The organism is Streptomyces flaveus, from assembly GCF_014647675.1.
In the GTDB taxonomy this organism is placed as follows: Bacteria; Actinomycetota; Actinomycetes; order Streptomycetales; family Streptomycetaceae; genus Streptomyces; species Streptomyces flaveus.
The window spans coordinates 232,485-248,930 of the sequence record NZ_BMPQ01000008.1; the positions used below are offsets into that span (position 1 = coordinate 232,485).

Annotated in this window: 11 protein-coding genes and 1 pseudogene; 6 read left to right on the forward strand and 6 right to left on the reverse strand. The window is 70.7% G+C overall.

Annotated elements, in window-relative coordinates; all coding sequences use genetic code 11:
• Positions 1 to 142: 142 nt before the first annotated feature.
• Positions 143 to 1,801 (reverse strand): aromatic amino acid lyase, encoded by a 1,659-nt coding sequence (locus IEZ21_RS19065; RefSeq protein WP_213089319.1) that lies wholly within the window; start codon positions 1,799 to 1,801, stop codon positions 143 to 145.
• Positions 1,802 to 1,985: 184 nt separating this feature from the next.
• Positions 1,986 to 2,950, reverse strand: a pseudogene (locus tag IEZ21_RS19070) (RNA polymerase sigma-70 factor).
• Positions 2,951 to 3,131: 181 nt separating this feature from the next.
• Here IEZ21_RS19070 and IEZ21_RS19075 point away from each other — a divergent pair.
• A complete protein-coding gene (locus IEZ21_RS19075) occupies positions 3,132 to 3,620 on the forward strand; it encodes a carboxymuconolactone decarboxylase family protein (protein WP_189323108.1) in 489 nt (162 codons plus the stop codon).
• 104 nt (positions 3,621 to 3,724) lie between these two features.
• On the opposite strand, the gene IEZ21_RS19080 is transcribed toward IEZ21_RS19075, so the two are convergent.
• Positions 3,725 to 4,408 (reverse strand): pentapeptide repeat-containing protein, encoded by a 684-nt coding sequence (locus tag IEZ21_RS19080; RefSeq protein WP_189323109.1) that lies wholly within the window; start codon positions 4,406 to 4,408, stop codon positions 3,725 to 3,727.
• Between the two features lie 157 nt (positions 4,409 to 4,565).
• On the opposite strand from IEZ21_RS19080, the gene IEZ21_RS19085 reads away from it, so the two are divergent.
• The 4 genes from IEZ21_RS19085 to IEZ21_RS19100 are packed head-to-tail and all read left to right on the forward strand — an operon-like array spanning position 4,566 to position 9,016.
• On the forward strand, positions 4,566 to 5,744 hold the full coding sequence (locus IEZ21_RS19085) for an NAD(P)-binding protein (RefSeq protein WP_189323110.1): 1,179 nt from the start codon (positions 4,566 to 4,568) through the stop codon (positions 5,742 to 5,744).
• A gap of 52 nt (positions 5,745 to 5,796) precedes the next feature.
• Positions 5,797 to 6,777 (forward strand): zinc-binding dehydrogenase, encoded by a 981-nt coding sequence (locus tag IEZ21_RS19090; RefSeq protein WP_189323111.1) that lies wholly within the window; start codon positions 5,797 to 5,799, stop codon positions 6,775 to 6,777.
• A 53-nt stretch (positions 6,778 to 6,830) separates the two neighbouring features.
• Complete coding sequence (locus tag IEZ21_RS19095) at positions 6,831 to 8,267, forward strand: NAD(P)/FAD-dependent oxidoreductase (protein WP_189323112.1); 1,437 nt, start codon at positions 6,831 to 6,833, stop codon at positions 8,265 to 8,267.
• Positions 8,268 to 8,281: 14 nt separating this feature from the next.
• Entirely contained in the window at positions 8,282 to 9,016 is a 735-nt protein-coding gene (locus tag IEZ21_RS19100) for an alpha/beta hydrolase (protein ID WP_189323113.1), read from the forward strand.
• Between the two features lie 54 nt (positions 9,017 to 9,070).
• Here IEZ21_RS19100 and IEZ21_RS19105 read toward each other — a convergent pair whose 3' ends face one another.
• The 3 genes from IEZ21_RS19105 to IEZ21_RS19115 form a co-directional block, all read right to left on the reverse strand.
• Complete coding sequence (locus tag IEZ21_RS19105; RefSeq protein ID WP_189323114.1) at positions 9,071 to 10,234, reverse strand: lactonase family protein; 1,164 nt, start codon at positions 10,232 to 10,234, stop codon at positions 9,071 to 9,073.
• Between the two features lie 251 nt (positions 10,235 to 10,485).
• The gene (locus tag IEZ21_RS19110) at positions 10,486 to 11,142 is read right to left on the reverse strand and encodes a hypothetical protein (protein WP_189323115.1); all 657 of its coding nucleotides are present in this window, start codon (positions 11,140 to 11,142) and stop codon (positions 10,486 to 10,488) included.
• Positions 11,143 to 11,330: 188 nt separating this feature from the next.
• Positions 11,331 to 15,161 (reverse strand): nSTAND1 domain-containing NTPase, encoded by a 3,831-nt coding sequence (locus IEZ21_RS19115; protein ID WP_189323116.1) that lies wholly within the window; start codon positions 15,159 to 15,161, stop codon positions 11,331 to 11,333.
• Positions 15,162 to 15,516: 355 nt separating this feature from the next.
• Between IEZ21_RS19115 and IEZ21_RS19120 the strand changes: the two genes are divergently transcribed.
• Entirely contained in the window at positions 15,517 to 16,422 is a 906-nt protein-coding gene (locus tag IEZ21_RS19120) for a ribonuclease domain-containing protein (RefSeq protein WP_189323117.1), read from the forward strand.
• Positions 16,423 to 16,446: the final 24 nt, after the last annotated feature.

The following is a 16,446-nucleotide window of genomic DNA, read 5'->3' on the forward strand; positions in this document are numbered from 1 at the left end:
TTTCTTTCCCCAGGGCCCGCCCCTTCCCGGCTGTATTCAACCGACTCGACACACGCCCGATGCCAAACCTCAGCGGAACCAGATGGAGCAGTCACCACTCGTATCAACATGGCGTTCTCGTATGCCCGTGCCAAGACCGTGATCAAGCGATTCGCGTCCCCTGCGGGATGTCGGCGAGCTTTGGCAGCAGGCGAGCCGCCGCGGCGATGTCGGCGGTGAGGTCACGGTCGGCCATCTCCAGCGTCAGGTCGTCAAAGAGATCGTCCAACCGCGCACCGCGCAGTCGCAAGGCACGTACGGCGGCCACGAGTTCACACGCCAGCACAGTCCGGTAGTCGTCCGCCGCGGTCCATGCCTGCCGCGCACCGTGCGAAGCGAAACTCGCGTCTTCCTCGACCCCGCGCGACAGCGTCACGCTCTGGACTGCCGTCGGCATGGCAAGGGCTCTCAGCGAGCCGAGCGCGGAGGCCGCGACGTACTCGCAGGCCATCACACCCGACGCGCCTGCGGCCCCCGCCCCGAGGAACGGCGCCAATCCGGTGAACGCGGGCTCGGTGAGCATGGACACTCTGGCCATTGCCAGCTGCGCCGACTGGGCTGCCGCCGAGACGGTCGCATCGAGTGCCTGCGCCAGGTACACGGCGTGGAAGCCACCGTGATGGGCAACACCGTGACCGGGCAGCAGTGCGGGATTCTCGGACGGGGCGTTCGCCATACGGCAGACGACGTCGTCGAGGCGGGAGAGGGCGTCGATGAACGCGCCGTGCACCTGCGGCATGGTGCGCAGTCCCAGCGGGTCCTGGATGCGCGTGGGTGCTGTCACTGGGGAGATGAGCCGGCGCATCGACCGGCACACCTCGCGTGCCCCGCTGAATGGCGTCACTTGCTCGACGACCTCGGCGAACGCCTCAGGATTGCCGTCCACCGCCGCGAACGTCAGCGCCGCCACCGTGATCGCGGACCGTGACAGCGAGGCCAGCGAGGCGTGGGCGAGCGCAGCATCTGCGATCGCGGCGGCGTTGCTGTTGATGACCGGCATGGCGTCCTTCGGGCCGCAGGCGACCGGCGCCAAAAGCGCCGTGGACGTGGGGACCTCTCCGAGCAGCGCGAGGATGGTGACCGCGAGCGCCGGGAGGTCACCGGTGCCGATGCTGCCCACTTCGCGCACGGGCGGCAGTGCGTTGGCCGAGAGCATGACCACCAGCCCGTCGAGGAGATCAGGCGCCGCCCCGCTGCCTCCGGCGGCGAGCTGGTTGAGGCGTACGGCCAGCATCGCGCGTACGCGTTCCGGGCTCCGGAGCGGCCCCGCGGATGTGGCGTGGCTGCGCAGGAGGGCCAGGGCATGTGCGTTCGCATCGTCGATGGCGATGTCGCGATTGGCGCCCACACCTGTCGATCTGCCGTACACCATGCGTTCGGTGCTGATCTGCACCGCGTGTTCGAAGGATCGCGCAGCCCGTGACCGCGCCTCGTCGGCGAGCCGGACAGATGCCTCTCCGTATGCGAGGGCCGCGATGTCGGAGCTGCTCAGATTGATGCCGTCGACGGTGATCAACAGGCCTCCAGTCGATACCGGGAGATCAGGCTCGAAACGGTGCTGTACAGGCGGCGTCGTGGGCGACCGGGCGGCCACCGTGCGAGCTTCTTCCAGCACTGGCAGCAACTCCGGATCCACCACCATTCCGGCCACGTCCTGATGGGCCCGGGCCACCGTGGAGTCCACGCTGACCCGGTTCACATCCATCAGCTCCCACGCACCGGCCTCGGCGATCATCGCCTTCAGCAGCGCCTGGAAGCACACCACCCCATCAAACGGCTCCCGCAGCCCTCCAGACAGCGGCCGCGCTCCCCCGACCGAAAGCAGTGGCCCGACCAACTCCCACTCGCCATCGACCAGATCACCACGCGCCAACCGGTCTGCTACCAGGCCACCCACTGGCGCGGGCCCCCATCACCCAAACCGAGATCAGAACCGAGAACAGGCCCTAGCGGCGCAAGGTGGTCTCCCGCTCCAGATGCGACAGCTTCTCGGGATTGCGCACGGCGTAGAGCCCGGTGATGAGGCCGTCGTCGATACGCATCGCCATGACGGTGTCGATCTCGCCGCCCAGCCGGACGATCAGCGCCGGGTCGCCGTTGACCTGCGTCGGCTGCAGCGACATCGCGGCGGCGATCCTGCCCAGCACGTGGGCCACCTGGTCGGCCCCCACGACGGGCGCCAGTGCGGCCGGTACGACTCCGCCGCCGTCGGTCAGCAGGACGACGTCCGGCGCGAGGATGTCGAGCAGGCGTTGCAGGTCGCCCGTTTCGACCGCCCGCTGGAAGGCCTCGACGGTGCGGCGAGTCTCGGCAGCGGAAGCGACCCCTCGCGGTCGGCGCGCAGCGACGTGGGCCCGTGCCCGGTGGGCGATCTGGCGGACCGCGGCCGGGCTCTTGTCGACGGCCTCGGCGATCTCGTCGTACCCGAGGTCGAACACCTCGCGCAGTACGAACACCGCCCTCCCCCACTGCCTTAAGGGCGTGGGAGGTGCCCACAGGTCGGGGTGAGGGTCTCCAGCACCAGCAGCATCGCCATCGAGACGCTGTCGGCCAACTCGACGTCCTCGGCCACATCGGGCGCGGTCAGCAGCGGCTCGGGCAGCCAGGGGCCGACGTAGGACTCCTTGCGCCGGCCGAGCGTGCGCAGATGGCTCAGCGCCTGCCGGGTGGTGATCCGGACCAGGTACGCACGCTGATCCCGCACGGTGTCGAGATCGACGCCCACCCACCGCAACCAGGTCTCCTGCAGGACGTCCTCTGCGTCGGCGGCCGAGCCGAGCATCTCGTAGGCGACGGTGAACAGCAGGTTGCGGTGGGCGACGAACGTCTGGGTGACGCCGTCCATGTGGTCGCCACGAGCGACCGGCTCGGACGTGTCCCTCGTCCGGTCGCTCGTAGTTCGGTCGTTCATCGCTGGCTCCTGCCCGTTCGCTCTCGACTGCGCCGTACACCAGACGCCGACCCTCGCCGCTTTGTGACACCCACGACCGGTGACGCACGCCACATCACCGCGCCGTCACAAGGATCGGGCCGTCGGCATCTTGTGTTCGTCCAGTGCAGAAGCACGCAACACCACGAGTGAGGACGACGTCATGGAACCCCGTTTCGACCTGTTCGACAGCCCGACCGCCGCGAAGGTCGCCAAGCGGTTCTACAACGCCTCGTTGCCCCTGGAACAGTCGACGCTGCCGAAGACACTGCGGGAACTGGTGGCACTGCGGGTCGGCCAGATCAACGGCTGCGGTCTCTGCGTCGACATCCACACCAAGGAGGCCGCGGCCGCCGGTGAGACCGCGCTCCGGCTCAACCTGGTCGCCGCCTGGCGCCACAGCACCGTGTTCACCGAGGCCGAGCGGGCCGCGCTGGCGCTCGCCGAGGAAGGCACCCGGCTCGGCGACCACGGCGTGTCCGACGAGACCTGGGCCGAGGTGCGCAAGCACTTCGACGACGACCAGGTCGGTGCGCTGGTCTGCCTGGTCTCCCTGATCAACGCGGCCACCCGGATGAACGTGATCGTGCACAACCCGGGGGGCTCGTACGAGCCCGGCATGTTCGCCAGTACGTCGAGTACGTCGAGCTGACCGGCAGGCGAAACGCGGCCCGTCCCAGGATCGTTCGATCCGGGCCGGGCCCGCACATGCCACAGACGACAAGGCTTCGCACACCCGCCCACGAACCCAACCGCTCACCCCTCGGAGACCACCCGAACCCCCATCTCCGCCGCCAACACCGCCGCCAGATCCAGCAGTTGCGCCGGACTGATCACCGCCCCCGCCAACCGGTCCACCCCCCGCGCGATATCCACCTCAGCCGCCCCCCGAAGGTCCACATCCGTCAGTGTCGCCGCGCTGAAGTCCACCCCCTTCAGCACGCAGTCGACGAACTCCACCCGCTCCAGTCGCGCTCCCCCGAAGTCCGGCTCCACCAGCACGCAGCCCTCGAAGACGACGTCCCGGAGCCGACCCTTGCGCAGGTTCAGGTAGTCGATCTTGCCGCCGCGGATCAGTACCCGTTCCAGTACGGCACCGTGCAGTTGGACGCCGCCCAGTCTCGCGTCCACCAGCTCCACGTCGCGGAGGGTGACCTCGGCCAGATCGGTGCCGACGCCCCGCATCCCCGTGAGGACGGAGTCCATCACGCGCGCGTGGCGCAGTCGCGTCTCGTCCAGCGCGCACCCCGTCAGCGCGCAGTCCATGAAGCGAGCGCCCGCGCCGTCCTGCCCGGCGAAGTCCGCCTCCCGGAACTCCAGGCCGTCATAGTCCCCGTCCGGCTCCAGCTCGCCGCCGTACGGCACAAGGGGCGGCAGCCGCACCTCGGGACGCCGTGCCCTCTTGACCACCGTCTTCTCATCCGTCGCCCGCCTCACCATGCCCTCCATCCTGCACCCCACCACTGACAAACCCTCTGACCTGCACAAACACCCTCGATGTCACATACCGACGCCCTCAACGAGTCATACCTACGAGTCACGCACACGCGCGCACCCGCCCACACGCACGCACCGGACCAGAGGGAGACCCCCAGCCATGCACCGCATCACCGTCGTCGGCGGCGGCTTCGCCGGCCTGACCGCGGCCATCACCGCCGCCGAGGCGGGCGCCAAGGTCACCATCTACGAGGCCCATCACACCCTCGGCGGCCGCGCCCGCACCGCGGAGGGGCCGTACAAGACGAACGAAGGCCCGCACGCCCTCTACAAGGGCGGCCCCCACTGGACCTGGCTCGAACAACGCGGCCTGATCGGCGAACTCGCCCCGCTCCCACCCCTGGAAGCGGCCCGACTGCGCCTCCGCCACAAGGGCGCCCTCCGCCGCACCCCGCCCTTCGCGATGCTCAAGCTCCTCCGCCGTACGTCCCAACAAGCGCCCGTGGACGTCGACTTCAGGACCTGGGCCACCGAGATCGCCGGAGAGGAGGGCGCGAACGCAGCCGCGTACTACTCCGCCGTCGCCCTCTTCCACCACGATCCGGGCGCCCTCTCTGCCGCCTTCGTGCAGGAACGGCTGCGGCGTGCCACGAAGCTGCCCCCGGAGGCGCACTACCCGCGCGGCGGCTGGGCGAGCGTCATCGACCGGATGGCGGCCCGCGCCTGGAACCTGGGCGTGCGCATGGAGACCCTCTCCCGCGTCGACAGCCTCGACGAGCACGGCAGGCACGGGCCCGTCATCGTCGCCACCTCCCTCGACGCCGCCCGCCGACTCCTCCGCGACGACTCGCTGACCTGGACGAGCGGTCGTACGGTCCTGATCGATCTGGCCGTACGCACCCGCCGGGGCGACGCGTTCGCCGTGTCCGACCTGGACGCGGCGGGCTGGATCGAGCGGTTCACCGCCCAGGACCGTACGCTCGCCCCGGCCGGCGAACAGCTCGTCCAGGGCCAGATCCCGATCGCGCCCCACGAGTCGCGGGCCACCGGCATCGCCCGCGCCGAGGAACTCCTCGACCTCGGCTTCCCGGGCTGGCGCGAGCGCGTGACCTGGCGCCGCGAGGCCATCGCGGGCGGCCGTACCGGCGCCGTCGACCTCCCCGGCACCAGTTGGCGCGACCGGCCCGCCGTCGACCGCGGCGACGGCGTCTACCTCGCGGGCGACCAGGTCGCGGCGCCCGGCGTCCTCTCCGAGGTGTCCTTCAACAGCGCCCTGACGGCCGTGTCCCTCGCCTTCGACATCCGGCGCAGGGCAGGGCTTGACCTCAAGGAAGCTTGAGGTACGAGGCTGAGGGCACGACAGCGCACCAGCTGACCCGAGGAGACTCCCCATGCACGCCATCCGCCTGCACGCCTTCGGCCCGGCCGAGAACCTCACCTACGAGCAGGTCGAGGCCCCCGCACCGGGCCCCGGCCAGATCCGTATCGCCGTCGCCGCGGCAGGCGTCCACCTCCTCGACACCGCGATCCGCGAGGGCATGCAAGGCCCGCTGCCCGAACTGCCCGCCCTGCCCACCATCCCCGGCCGCGAAGTCGCCGGCACCGTCGAATCCCTCGGCGAGGGCGTCGCCGGGCTCTGGCTCGGCAAGCGGGTCGTGGCGCATCTGGGCTTCGCCCCGGGCGGGTACGCCGAACTGGCCGTCACCGACGCCGACCGCCTCCACGAGATCCCCGAGAACCTGGACTTCGCGCAGGCCGTCGCCATGATCGGCACAGGGCGTACGACGATGGGGATCCTCCAGTTCGCCGAGCTCGGCCCCGACTCCGTGGCCGTGATCCCGGCCGCCGCGGGCGGCATCGGCACCCTCCTCGTGCAGTACGCCAAGCACGCGGGCGCCACCGTGATCGGCCTCGCCGGCGGCCCGGAGAAGGTGGCCCGCGTCGAGAAGAACGGCGCCGATCTCGCGGTCGACTACAAGGACCCGAGCTGGCCCGACGAGGTCAAGTACTTCCTCTGGGGCCGGAAGGCCACGGTCGTCTTCGACGGCGTAGGAGGCGAGGTGGCCCGTACGGCCGTCGGCTTCCTCGGCCCCGGCGGCAAGCACGTCGTCTTCGGCTGGTCCGGCGAGGGCCTGCACGACGGCGGCCCGCTCATCGTCGAGGGCGTGTCCGAAGAGGTCCTCGGCCCGGTGATGATGATGAAGGCGGGCGGCCCCAACCCCGTACGCACCCTGGAACTCCGCGCCCTCACCGAGGCCGCCGCCGGCCGCCTCACCCCGGCCGTCCAGCGCTTCCCCCTCACCGAGGCGGCAGCCGCGCACCGGGCGCTGGAGAATCGCGGCACGATCGGAAAAGTGGTCCTGGAGCCCTGAGTTCGGAATCCGGAGGAGACACCCACTGCCCCCAACGGCTAACGTCGCGCTCCATGAGCAGCACGGAAAGCGCGGGCGCCACCCACGACACCAACCCCGCCCGCACCGTCGTCAACGGCGGCATATCGTTCTGGTACGCACAACAGGGCCTCCCCACACCCCGCGAACCACTCCCCTCGGACGCCGCCGCGGACGTCGTCATCGTCGGCGGCGGCTACACCGGCCTGTGGACCGCGTACTACCTGAAAAAGGCCGCCCCCTTCCTCCGTATCACCGTCCTTGAACAGAAGTTCTGCGGCTACGGCGCCTCCGGCCGCAACGGCGGCTGGCTCTACAACGGCATCGCCGGACGCGACCGCCACGCGCGCGTGCACGGCCACGAGGCCGCCGTACGCCTCCAGAAGGCGATGAACGAGACGGTCGCGGAGGTCGTCCGGGTCGCCGGGGAAGAGGGCATCGACGCGGACATCCACCAGGGAGGCGTACTCGAAGTCGCCTACACCCCCGCTCAGTTGACCCGCCTCAAGGCCTTCCACGAGACGGAGCTCTCGTACGGCGAGAAGGACCGCGAGCTGTACGGCGCCCGCGAGAGTGCCGAGCGCATCCGCGTCGCCGACGCCGTCGGCTCCTCCTGGACCCCGCACGGCGCCCGCCTCCACCCCGTCAAGCTCATCCAGGGACTCGCGAAGGCCGTCGAAGCACTCGGCGTCACCATCCACGAGTCGACCCCCGTCACCGAGATCCGCCCGAAGCACGCGGTCACTCCGTACGGCACCGTCCGCGCCCCCTACGTCCTGCGCTGCACCGAGGGCTTCACCGCCTCGCTGAAAGGACAGAGACGCACCTGGCTCCCCATGAACTCGTCGATGATCGCCACCGAACCGCTCACCCCCGAGCAGTGGGAATCGGTGGGCTGGGAGGGCCGCGAAACCCTCGGCGACCTGGCCCACGCGTACATGTACGCCCAGCGCACCGCCGACGACCGCATCGCCCTCGGAGGCCGCGGCGTCCCGTACCGCTTCGGCTCCCGCACGGACAACGACGGCCGTACGCAGCCGGCGACCATCGAGGCGCTACGGGCCATCCTCCTCCGCTTCTTCCCACAGCTCACCGGCGTCGAAGTGACCCACGCCTGGTCCGGCGTCCTCGGCGTCCCCCGCGACTGGTGCGCCACCGTCACCCTCGACCGCTCCACCGGCCTCGGCTGGGCCGGCGGCTACGTCGGCTCCGGAGTCGCCACCGCCAACCTCGCCGCCCGTACCCTGCGCGACCTGATCCAGCAGGACTCCGGCCAGTCCGGCGCGACCGAACTCACCGCCCTGCCCTGGGTCGGCCACAAAGTCCGCAAGTGGGAACCCGAACCGTTGCGCTGGATCGGGGTACACGGCATGTACGCGACGTATCGAGCCGCCGACCGCCGCGAACGCGTCACGCATGCCGCACGGTCGTCCCGGCTGGCACGTGTCGCCGACCGGGTCGCGGGACGCTGAGGCAGGGGGCACACATGAACACCACCGTCATCGACACCGTCCGCTACACCGCCGACGGCCAGCTCCTCGACATCCACCACGCCGCCGGATCCGACGCCCCGACCGTCCTCCTCTGGCACGGCCGCGGCCCCGCCGAACGCGACGTCCTCGGCGCCCTCGCCGCCACCGTCGCCCGCCTCGGCGCCACCGTCATCGTCCCCGACTGGCGCCCCGACGCCGCCGATGGCGGACGCCCCCACCTCGCGGCCTCCCTCCGCTTCACCTGGGACTACGTCCCCGACCCCGCCCGCGTCGTACTCGTCGGCTGGTCCCTCGGCGGCCGAGCCGCCATGGCCACCGCCCTCCAGCCCAACCCGCCGGAAGGCTGGCGCCCCGCAGCGGTCGTCGGCATCGCCGCCCGCTACAACCAGCCCGAACCCCTCCTCGGCCTCCCCTCCCCCATGGCCGTCTGCGCCACCGCACCGCCCCTGCCGATCCACCTGGTCCACGGCACCGCCGACAGAGTCTGCGACTTCAACAACGCCCTCGAGTTCCAGTCGGTCCTCGCCGACTGCGGCCGCCCGGCCCCGCTCACCGAACTCACCACCGACCACTCGGGCGCGGTCATGGCCGAGTACGCCCCGGAACTGGGCCGCTGCCGCCCCGTCCACGGCGGCATCCCGTACGAGGAAGGACTCCGCACCGCCAACGTCATCGCGTCGGCGGCGGGACTGCCGATACCCGGCGAGAAGACCCGGGCCGGCGGGTGACCCGGGCCAAAAGCCCGTTGCCCGACGGAGTCACTTCGCGGTCATTTCACGAAGTCACTTCGCGGCGATGCCCTCCATGCCGGCCTCCGCGAAGACCGGCAGATCCTCGGCGGTCGTGACCTTCGTGAGGGCGCCGTTCTTCTCGACACGGAAGCCGTCGACGGTGCCGGAGACCGCGTTCTGCACGTAGACGAACTTCTCGTCCTCGGTCACCGCGAGGTCGATCACACCCTGCGAGTTGGCGGAGGGCGGGGTGGCGATGCCTACCTCGTTGGTGAGGGCGAGTTCGCCGCTCTTGGCCATGCGGTAGCCGCTGACCGTCGAGTTCCCGGTGTTGCCGCCGTAGAAGTAGTTACCGGCGCGCACCAGCCAGCACAGCGTCTCCTGACCGTTCGCGAGGGGCTCCTGCAGCACCTTCAACTTGCCGCTGCGCCGCACCTGATACGCGGTCACCGTCGACTTCTCCGCCTCCGCGACCAGCATCCGCTTGCCCGACTTGTCGAAGCTGATCGCGAACGGCACACCGCCCGCGGACTTGTTGACGACCGCCTCGTCGACAGCCGGCACCCCGTTCCGCTTCAACGGGAACACCTCGACCGTGTTCGCGGCCTTGGTGGTGACCACCAGACTGCGCCCGTCCGGAGTGAACTCGACCTCACCGGGCGAGGTGTCGAAACGCGGCACATCCTCGTTGTCCAGCCCCAGCGAACGCTGCGAGCCCTTCAGCGACTTGAGCCCCTTCTCGGTGATCGTGAAGCCCTGAACACTGCCCGCTCCACCCGCATTCATCACGTACGCCACCTTTCCGCGCACCGCGATGCTCGCCGGGAAATCCCCTCCGGAATCCACCTGCTTCGGATCCTTCAGTTCGGTGCCCTCGACTCGGAACGACGTCACCGTGCCGCTGCCCGCGTTGACGGCGAGGAGCATCCCGGAGGCGTCGTCGTAGACGAGCGAGCCCTGCGAGGCGAGCGAGTCGGTGGGCGCGTCGACCTGGTCGCCGCCCTTGCCGCCGGTCGCGAACTCCCCCGCGGGGGACAGCTTTCCGTCGTCACCCCGCGCGAACACATGGATCATGTTCCCGTTCAGCTCGTTGCCCTGCACGAACACGGCCTGATCGGCTCCGGCGGACGTGGTGCGGGCGTACTGCCCGGCATTGGCCACGGACACCGCCGCCGTCACCGCCCCCACCGAGGCGAGCACCCCGGCCCCGATCATGACCCGCCGCGTCCTGGACTTCGCCCGGTGCCCACTCTTGTGACCACTGCGACGGCCATTCCTGTCGTACGTTCCCACGCCCGGCTCCTCGGTCTCTCGTCCCCCACGTCCGCGCCCTGCGAACAGGACCAGAGTGGTCAGTGGGGGACGTGAGACGAACCGGTTCCGGGGCCGCGTCAGGGTCTCGTAAGCGGTGCGCAAGGGTCTCGTAAGAACTCGGGAGAGCTCTCAGGAAACAGGACCGGAAGGCGTCAGCACTTCCAGGTCGCCCAGTACCACTTCCCCTTGATCGTGCCGTCCGGCAGGGTCACCGGCGTCTTGATGTGGACGCCCGTGGAGCCCTGGCCCGGGTAGTACCAGTGGTAGTGGCCGTGCTTGCGCTTGCCGTAGTGGACCTCGAGCCAGCCCTGGGAGTTCCGCTCGTACGGCGCGAACCAGTAGCCGCCCGCCTCACCGGGCTTGATGGTTCCCCTGAGGGTGGTGCTGGCGCTGACCGTGGTGCCCGCCTTCCAGGCCTCCTCCTGCGACACGCTGGCGGACATGCCTCCTTCGAGCACGTCCGAGAAGCCGGCCTTGACCTCCACCCCGGTCGTCTGGCTGAAGGAGTACTCGGTGGTGCGGTCGATCCTGAAGATGCGGTCGTAGCCCAGGTCGGCACTGCCCGCGCAGTTGTACACCGGGTTGCCGACCTCACGCCGCTTGCCCAGCTCGGTCCACGCGTTGACCTCGTGGTACTGGCACGAGTCGGCTTCGCCGTTGTTGCAGTCCCAGATCACGTCGGGCTTGTCGTCACCCCAGCCGGGGCTGGTGTTGGCGCCGGCCGTCCCTGTGGAGAAGGGGATCAGGAAGAGGGCCAGGGCGGGCGTCAGCAGGGCAAGGCGACGGCGGCCGGTCTTGAGAGCCTTCATGGATGGGTTCTCCCGTCGGATCGTTCGACACCCTCGTCGGGTGTTACGGCCGCTGTCCCGGCCGGGGGGAAGAGGGGGATGACCGGGACAGCGACGGCTCGATCCTCAGCGCCCGGGAATTGATCAGCCAGCCTCTCCATCAGGGCAATCAACCGCCCGTCGGGTGCGTCAGCTGCCCGACGGCCTCGTCAATCGCCGCACACCCTCCGGTACGGCACGTCCCCCACGTGCGTCTTCCACTGCGCCCGCGTCAGACCGGCCGGATCACCGCTCTCCGCCAGCCTCGCGCACACCGTCTCGACCGCCTTCGACGGTGCGATGGTGTACCGCTGGAGCGGGACGTGTGCGCTCCCGGCGTACACCGTGCCGCTGTCGGCGCTGAACGCCACCGTGTCGATCTTCTCGCCCGGCGTCGTCAGCGGGCCGCCGAGGGGTTGCTGGGTGGCGATGTCCCAGAGCTGGAGGCTGCCCGCCTCGCCGCCCACGGCGAGGGTGCTCCCGTCGGGGCTGACGGCGAGGGCGCTCACGGCTTCCGAGCTGTCGCCGAGGGGATCGCCGGCGGAGTCGTCGGCGGACTCCACGCTGACCGGGGCCGGGAAGACGTTCCGCAGGATCCCGGCTCGCTCCCGGACCTTCCCGTCCCACAGCGCCACCCGGCCCGTCTGGTCCCCGGCCACCAGCCGCGAACCGTCCGCGGCGAAGGCGAGGGCGTCGATCCCGTTGCCCTGGACCAGGTCCCGTCCGGTCACCTTGCCGTCCGGCAGTGAAGCCGTACGGTTGTCGCCGACCAGGAGCCGGCCGTCGGGGCGTACGGCCAGGTTGCTGCTGGACAGGGCCGGCAGGACCGCCGTTCTACGGTGGGCCGCCGTGTCCCAGACCTCGTTGCTCAGCTCGCCGATGCCCGGGGCGCGGGTGGCGTAGAGCGTGCGGGCGTCCGGGCCCAGGGCGAGCGTGAGCACCGGGGATGCCGATGTCCTCGTCCCCAGGTCCAGCGTGGTGCGGGCCCGGCCCTTCGCGACGTCCCAGATCGCGATGGGCCGCGAGGACGCCTCGCTGCCGGGCTCCGAGATTCCGTACGCGAGCGTCTTGCCGTCGGGGCCGAACGCCAGCAGTGGTGAGGTGTTCCCCAGGAGCACCGGCTCCTCGGGGTCGCGGGAGACAGGGAGCGGCGGGGACGGCAGCGTCCGCAGCAGCTTGCCGTTGCCCGTGTCGCGCAGTTCGAAGCGGTAGCGGTCACCGGTGCGGCGGGCGGTGGCGAGGGTACGGCCGTCCGGGCTGAGGCGCTCCCCGTGCAGCGGTTCATCGCGCCAAGCGGGCGTCACGGCCTGCGCGACGTCGAGGGAATGGACCGTGCCGCCCTCCAGGTACCGCAGGACGGGGCGGTCCGGGTCCCAGGCCAGGCCGCCGGACGGGTGCTGGTTGTTCAGGGAGTGCCGGAACACCGGGGTCGACACGTCGCCGGTGAGGCGCCACACCCTGACTTCCTCCCCGTCGGCGGTCGCCAAGAACTTCCCGTCCTTGCTGAAGGAGGCGTACTTCACCCCCGGATCCACGAGGTCTGCCAGCCCTCGCCCCGACCGGACATCGAATACATGCACCCCGGTCCAGGTGATCGCGGCAAGCCTCCCCCAGCCTTCGGCCGGGGGGACCCCCATCTCGCTTCGCTCGCCGCCGTCGAGCACGAGCTGCGACCGGTCCTGGCCGCAGATCTCGCCGTCCCGTTCCCAGCTCCCGGGCAGCGTGCGCCCCTCCTTGAGGTCCCGCACCTGGGGCGGACCCTCGTCGGGGCAGGACGCGACCAGTCGGCCGTCCGTGCTCGGCGCCACCACCGTGGTACTCGCCGCCTGCGTCTCGAACCGCAGGCCACCGTCGGCGGACGAGCGCACCTGCACCTTGTAGTCGCTCGTGTCGCCCACGAGGTAACTGGTCCCTGAGAAGTCCACGAAGGCCGAGGAAGGCAACCGTTTGCCGCGCCACCGCCCGGCGGCTGTGTCCCACAGCCGCGTCCCCCCGTCGTTCCCGACGATCGACAGCAACCGCCCGTCCGGAGCGGCGCCGATCACCTTGCCGTCCCCCGGCAGGCGACCTGAGGCGAGCTGCCGGTGCCGTACCACGTCCCAGGTTCGCCATGTGCGTCCCTCGATGCTGAGCAACCTGCGGCCCGAGTCGGTCAGGAAGCGTCGGGGACCGTCGCCCGGCGCCGGGTCGCTGAAGGAATCGGGTTCCGGCTGGCCGAGTGAGCCCAGCAAAGCCCGCCGGGTCTCCGGCAGCCGGGCCGCGCGCCAGGCGGCGACGCCCAGCAGCTGCGCGGTGCGGGGATCGGTCGTACGCAGGGACTCCGCGACGGCGGCGATACGGCGGGCCGCCTCGTCGGTGCGCCGCCGCTGGTTGTCGCGGTGCTCCAGCCACGCGACCAGTCCGGCGACGAGCGCCACCGCGAGTACGGCCGACAGCACGCCCACCGCGGCCCGTGCCCGGCGCGTCGAGCGGGCGGCGGCCCGGCGTTCCGCGTCACGGGCCTCGAAGGCGACGACGAGGAACTCCCGCTCCGCTCCGGTCAGTTCGGGGTCGCGCGCGGGCTCCGGGAACAGCTCCTCCGCGCGGGCCAGCCGGACGCCCCGGTACAGCGCGCCCGGGTCACGATCGTGCTCCAGCCAGGCGCGGGCCGCCTCGGTCAGCGCCCGGTGGTGGCGCAGCCGCTCGCGGTCCTCCTCGATCCAGCCGTGCAGCCGGGGCCAGCAGGTGATCAGCGCCTCGTGGGCGAGGTGGACGTCCTCCTCGTCGACGGTAAGCAGGCGGGCGCGGGCCAGCCTCTCCACCACCACCGGCACGTAGGGGCACGCCCAGGCGTCGAGTTCGGCCCGGTTCAGGGGGCGCCGCGTGTCGGGGATTCCGCGACCCGGCTCGACCATCCGCAGCAGCAGGCGCCGGGCGGCGTCCGCCTGGTCCGCGGTCAGCTGCCCGTACACCTCCTCGGCGCTGGCCGCGATCGCGCCGCCCACGCCGCCGGCCGCCTCGTACGAGGCCAGGGTGAGGAGTCGGCCGCGGCGCCGCCGCCAGGTCTCCAGCAGGGCGTGCGAGAGCATTGGCAGCCCGCCGGGCTGGTCGAGAACCTCCTCGACGATCCGGGCGGTCAGCTCCCGCTCCACCAGCAGACCGGCGGCCTGCGCCGGTTTGACGACCGCCTCCCGCAGCTCGTCCGCCGTCATCGGCCCGACCAGCAGTGCCGCGCCGCGCAGCATGTCTGCAAGCTCCCGGTGCTCGGCGCACCGGGCGTAGAAGTCGGCCCGCACCGCGATCAGCACCCGCAGCCGGCTGTCCGGCTTCCGGGCGGCCAGCAGCAGGTCGATGAAGCGAGCCCGCTCGGCCTTGTCCCGGCACAGGGTGAAGACCTCCTCGAACTGGTCCACCACCACCCAGCTCTCCGGCTCGTCCTCGGCCGGGGCCAGCAGGTGCTCGTACCGGGCGGCGGGCCGGTCCCCCGGAGTGAGGATCCGCAGCACCGCCGGACTCCCCCGGTCCGCGATCTTGTCCTGAAGACGCGGGATCAGTCCGGCCCGCAGCAGCGAGGACTTCCCGCTTCCGGACGCCCCGAACACCACCGCGAACCGCTGCTCGGACACCAGCTCGCACAGCTCGTGGGCCAGCCGGTCCCGGCCGAAGAACAGGTCACGGTCGGCTGGCTCGAAGCGCGCGAGACCCCGGTACGGCGGCGCCGCGTCCTCGTCGGCCTCCCCGTCCACGGGGATCTCCGCGGCCTCCGCTTCGGCCGCCTTCCACCGCGGCTCCCACTCCCCGGGTTCGCCCCCACAGGCTCGTACGTAACCCTGGACGACGGCCAGCGACGGCAGCCGCTGTCCGGCCGCCGCCTGGGACAACGTCGTCGCCGAGAACCCTGCCGTCCGGGCCATGGTCCGGTACGACGGGCCGCCGGCTGACTTGCGCAGCTCCCGCAGCTCGTGGGCGAGGCGCTGCACCGGACCGGCCGCCGGGTCCACCGTTCTTTCGGGACGTCCCACGAATCCGTCCTCTTTCCTGTGGCGCACGTGGCTGTGGCAGTACGCGGCTGTAGGGCCGGCGAAAAAGACGTTCAGGGCGGCAAACGTACGTATCGCGCCGCTCGGGCGTGAACCCTTCCCCTCTGTGACATCGGCCGTTGACAGCGGCGACGAAACGGCCCGGCGAACAATCCGGGGCTGTCCACGAAGTTGATTGCCCTGGTGAAAGGGACGTGCCAATCAACCTTCCGGTTGCCAGCGTCGGTCAGGCACGACGCTCGTCGGCAGATCGTCCATCTGTTCCTCCGTCCGCGGAGGACAGCCGGATCCGGCGCGCGAACCGCACGATCCACACAATCCATCTGGAGAACAGCACATGCCTACCCCAGACCTCACGGCGGCCACCGAGCCGGCCGCACCCAACGGCTCTGCCCACCGGCACCGCCCCCCTGCTTCGCGCCGGTTCACGGCGAAGTTCCTGGTGCTCTTCCTCGCAGTCGCGACGCTTCTGGGCGGCTTCACCGCCCTGGGCCCCCAGTCACAGGGAACGGCGATCGCCGCCGTCGACGACGGCAAGAACTTCGGCGGCTTCCCCTCGAAACTGGACGAGATGACCGCCTTCTGGACCGCCAAGGGCTGGCCCTCCGACAAGAAGGCCTCGCAGGAGACCAATCCCTCCAACGGCATCACCGGCTTCATCTACCGTGGCGGCACCTACGGCGACCGGGACGGCCAGCTCACGGCGTACATCCAGGCCAACTACCCCAACGCGGTGGCGCCCAGCTTCACCGAGTACGACATCGACTTCCGGCCCACCCGACGCACCCACCGCAACGCCGAGCGCATCGTCCGGGACAACGCCAACGGCTTCGTCTTCTACACCAACGACCACTACGCGAACTTCCACCTCTACGCCTACGTCGGCCTCCCCGGCGCGGACGACGCGGCAGGGGCCATCCCCCCGACCGGCACCACGGTCGACGACAACCTCGCACCGGTCGCCGAGGAGACGGAGGGCGACCCGCAGCCGGGCGGCAGCGGCGGCAACCAGCCGGACCCGAACACCTTCCTGCCCGCCGAGGACCCGGCCTTCGAAGCCCAGAACAACGAGACGATGGGCCAGGCGGACGAGCGCGGTGACGCCATGTACGCGAACCTCAACGCGATCAACAACGACAACGACGGGATAGTCAGCAGGCTCGTCGCCTTCCTCCTCTACTTCGTAGGAAGCAACCACGCCGACCTCCCCGACCTCTTCCACGACCACCACACCGAGCTGTAGTCATCCAGGTTGTAGTCATCCAGC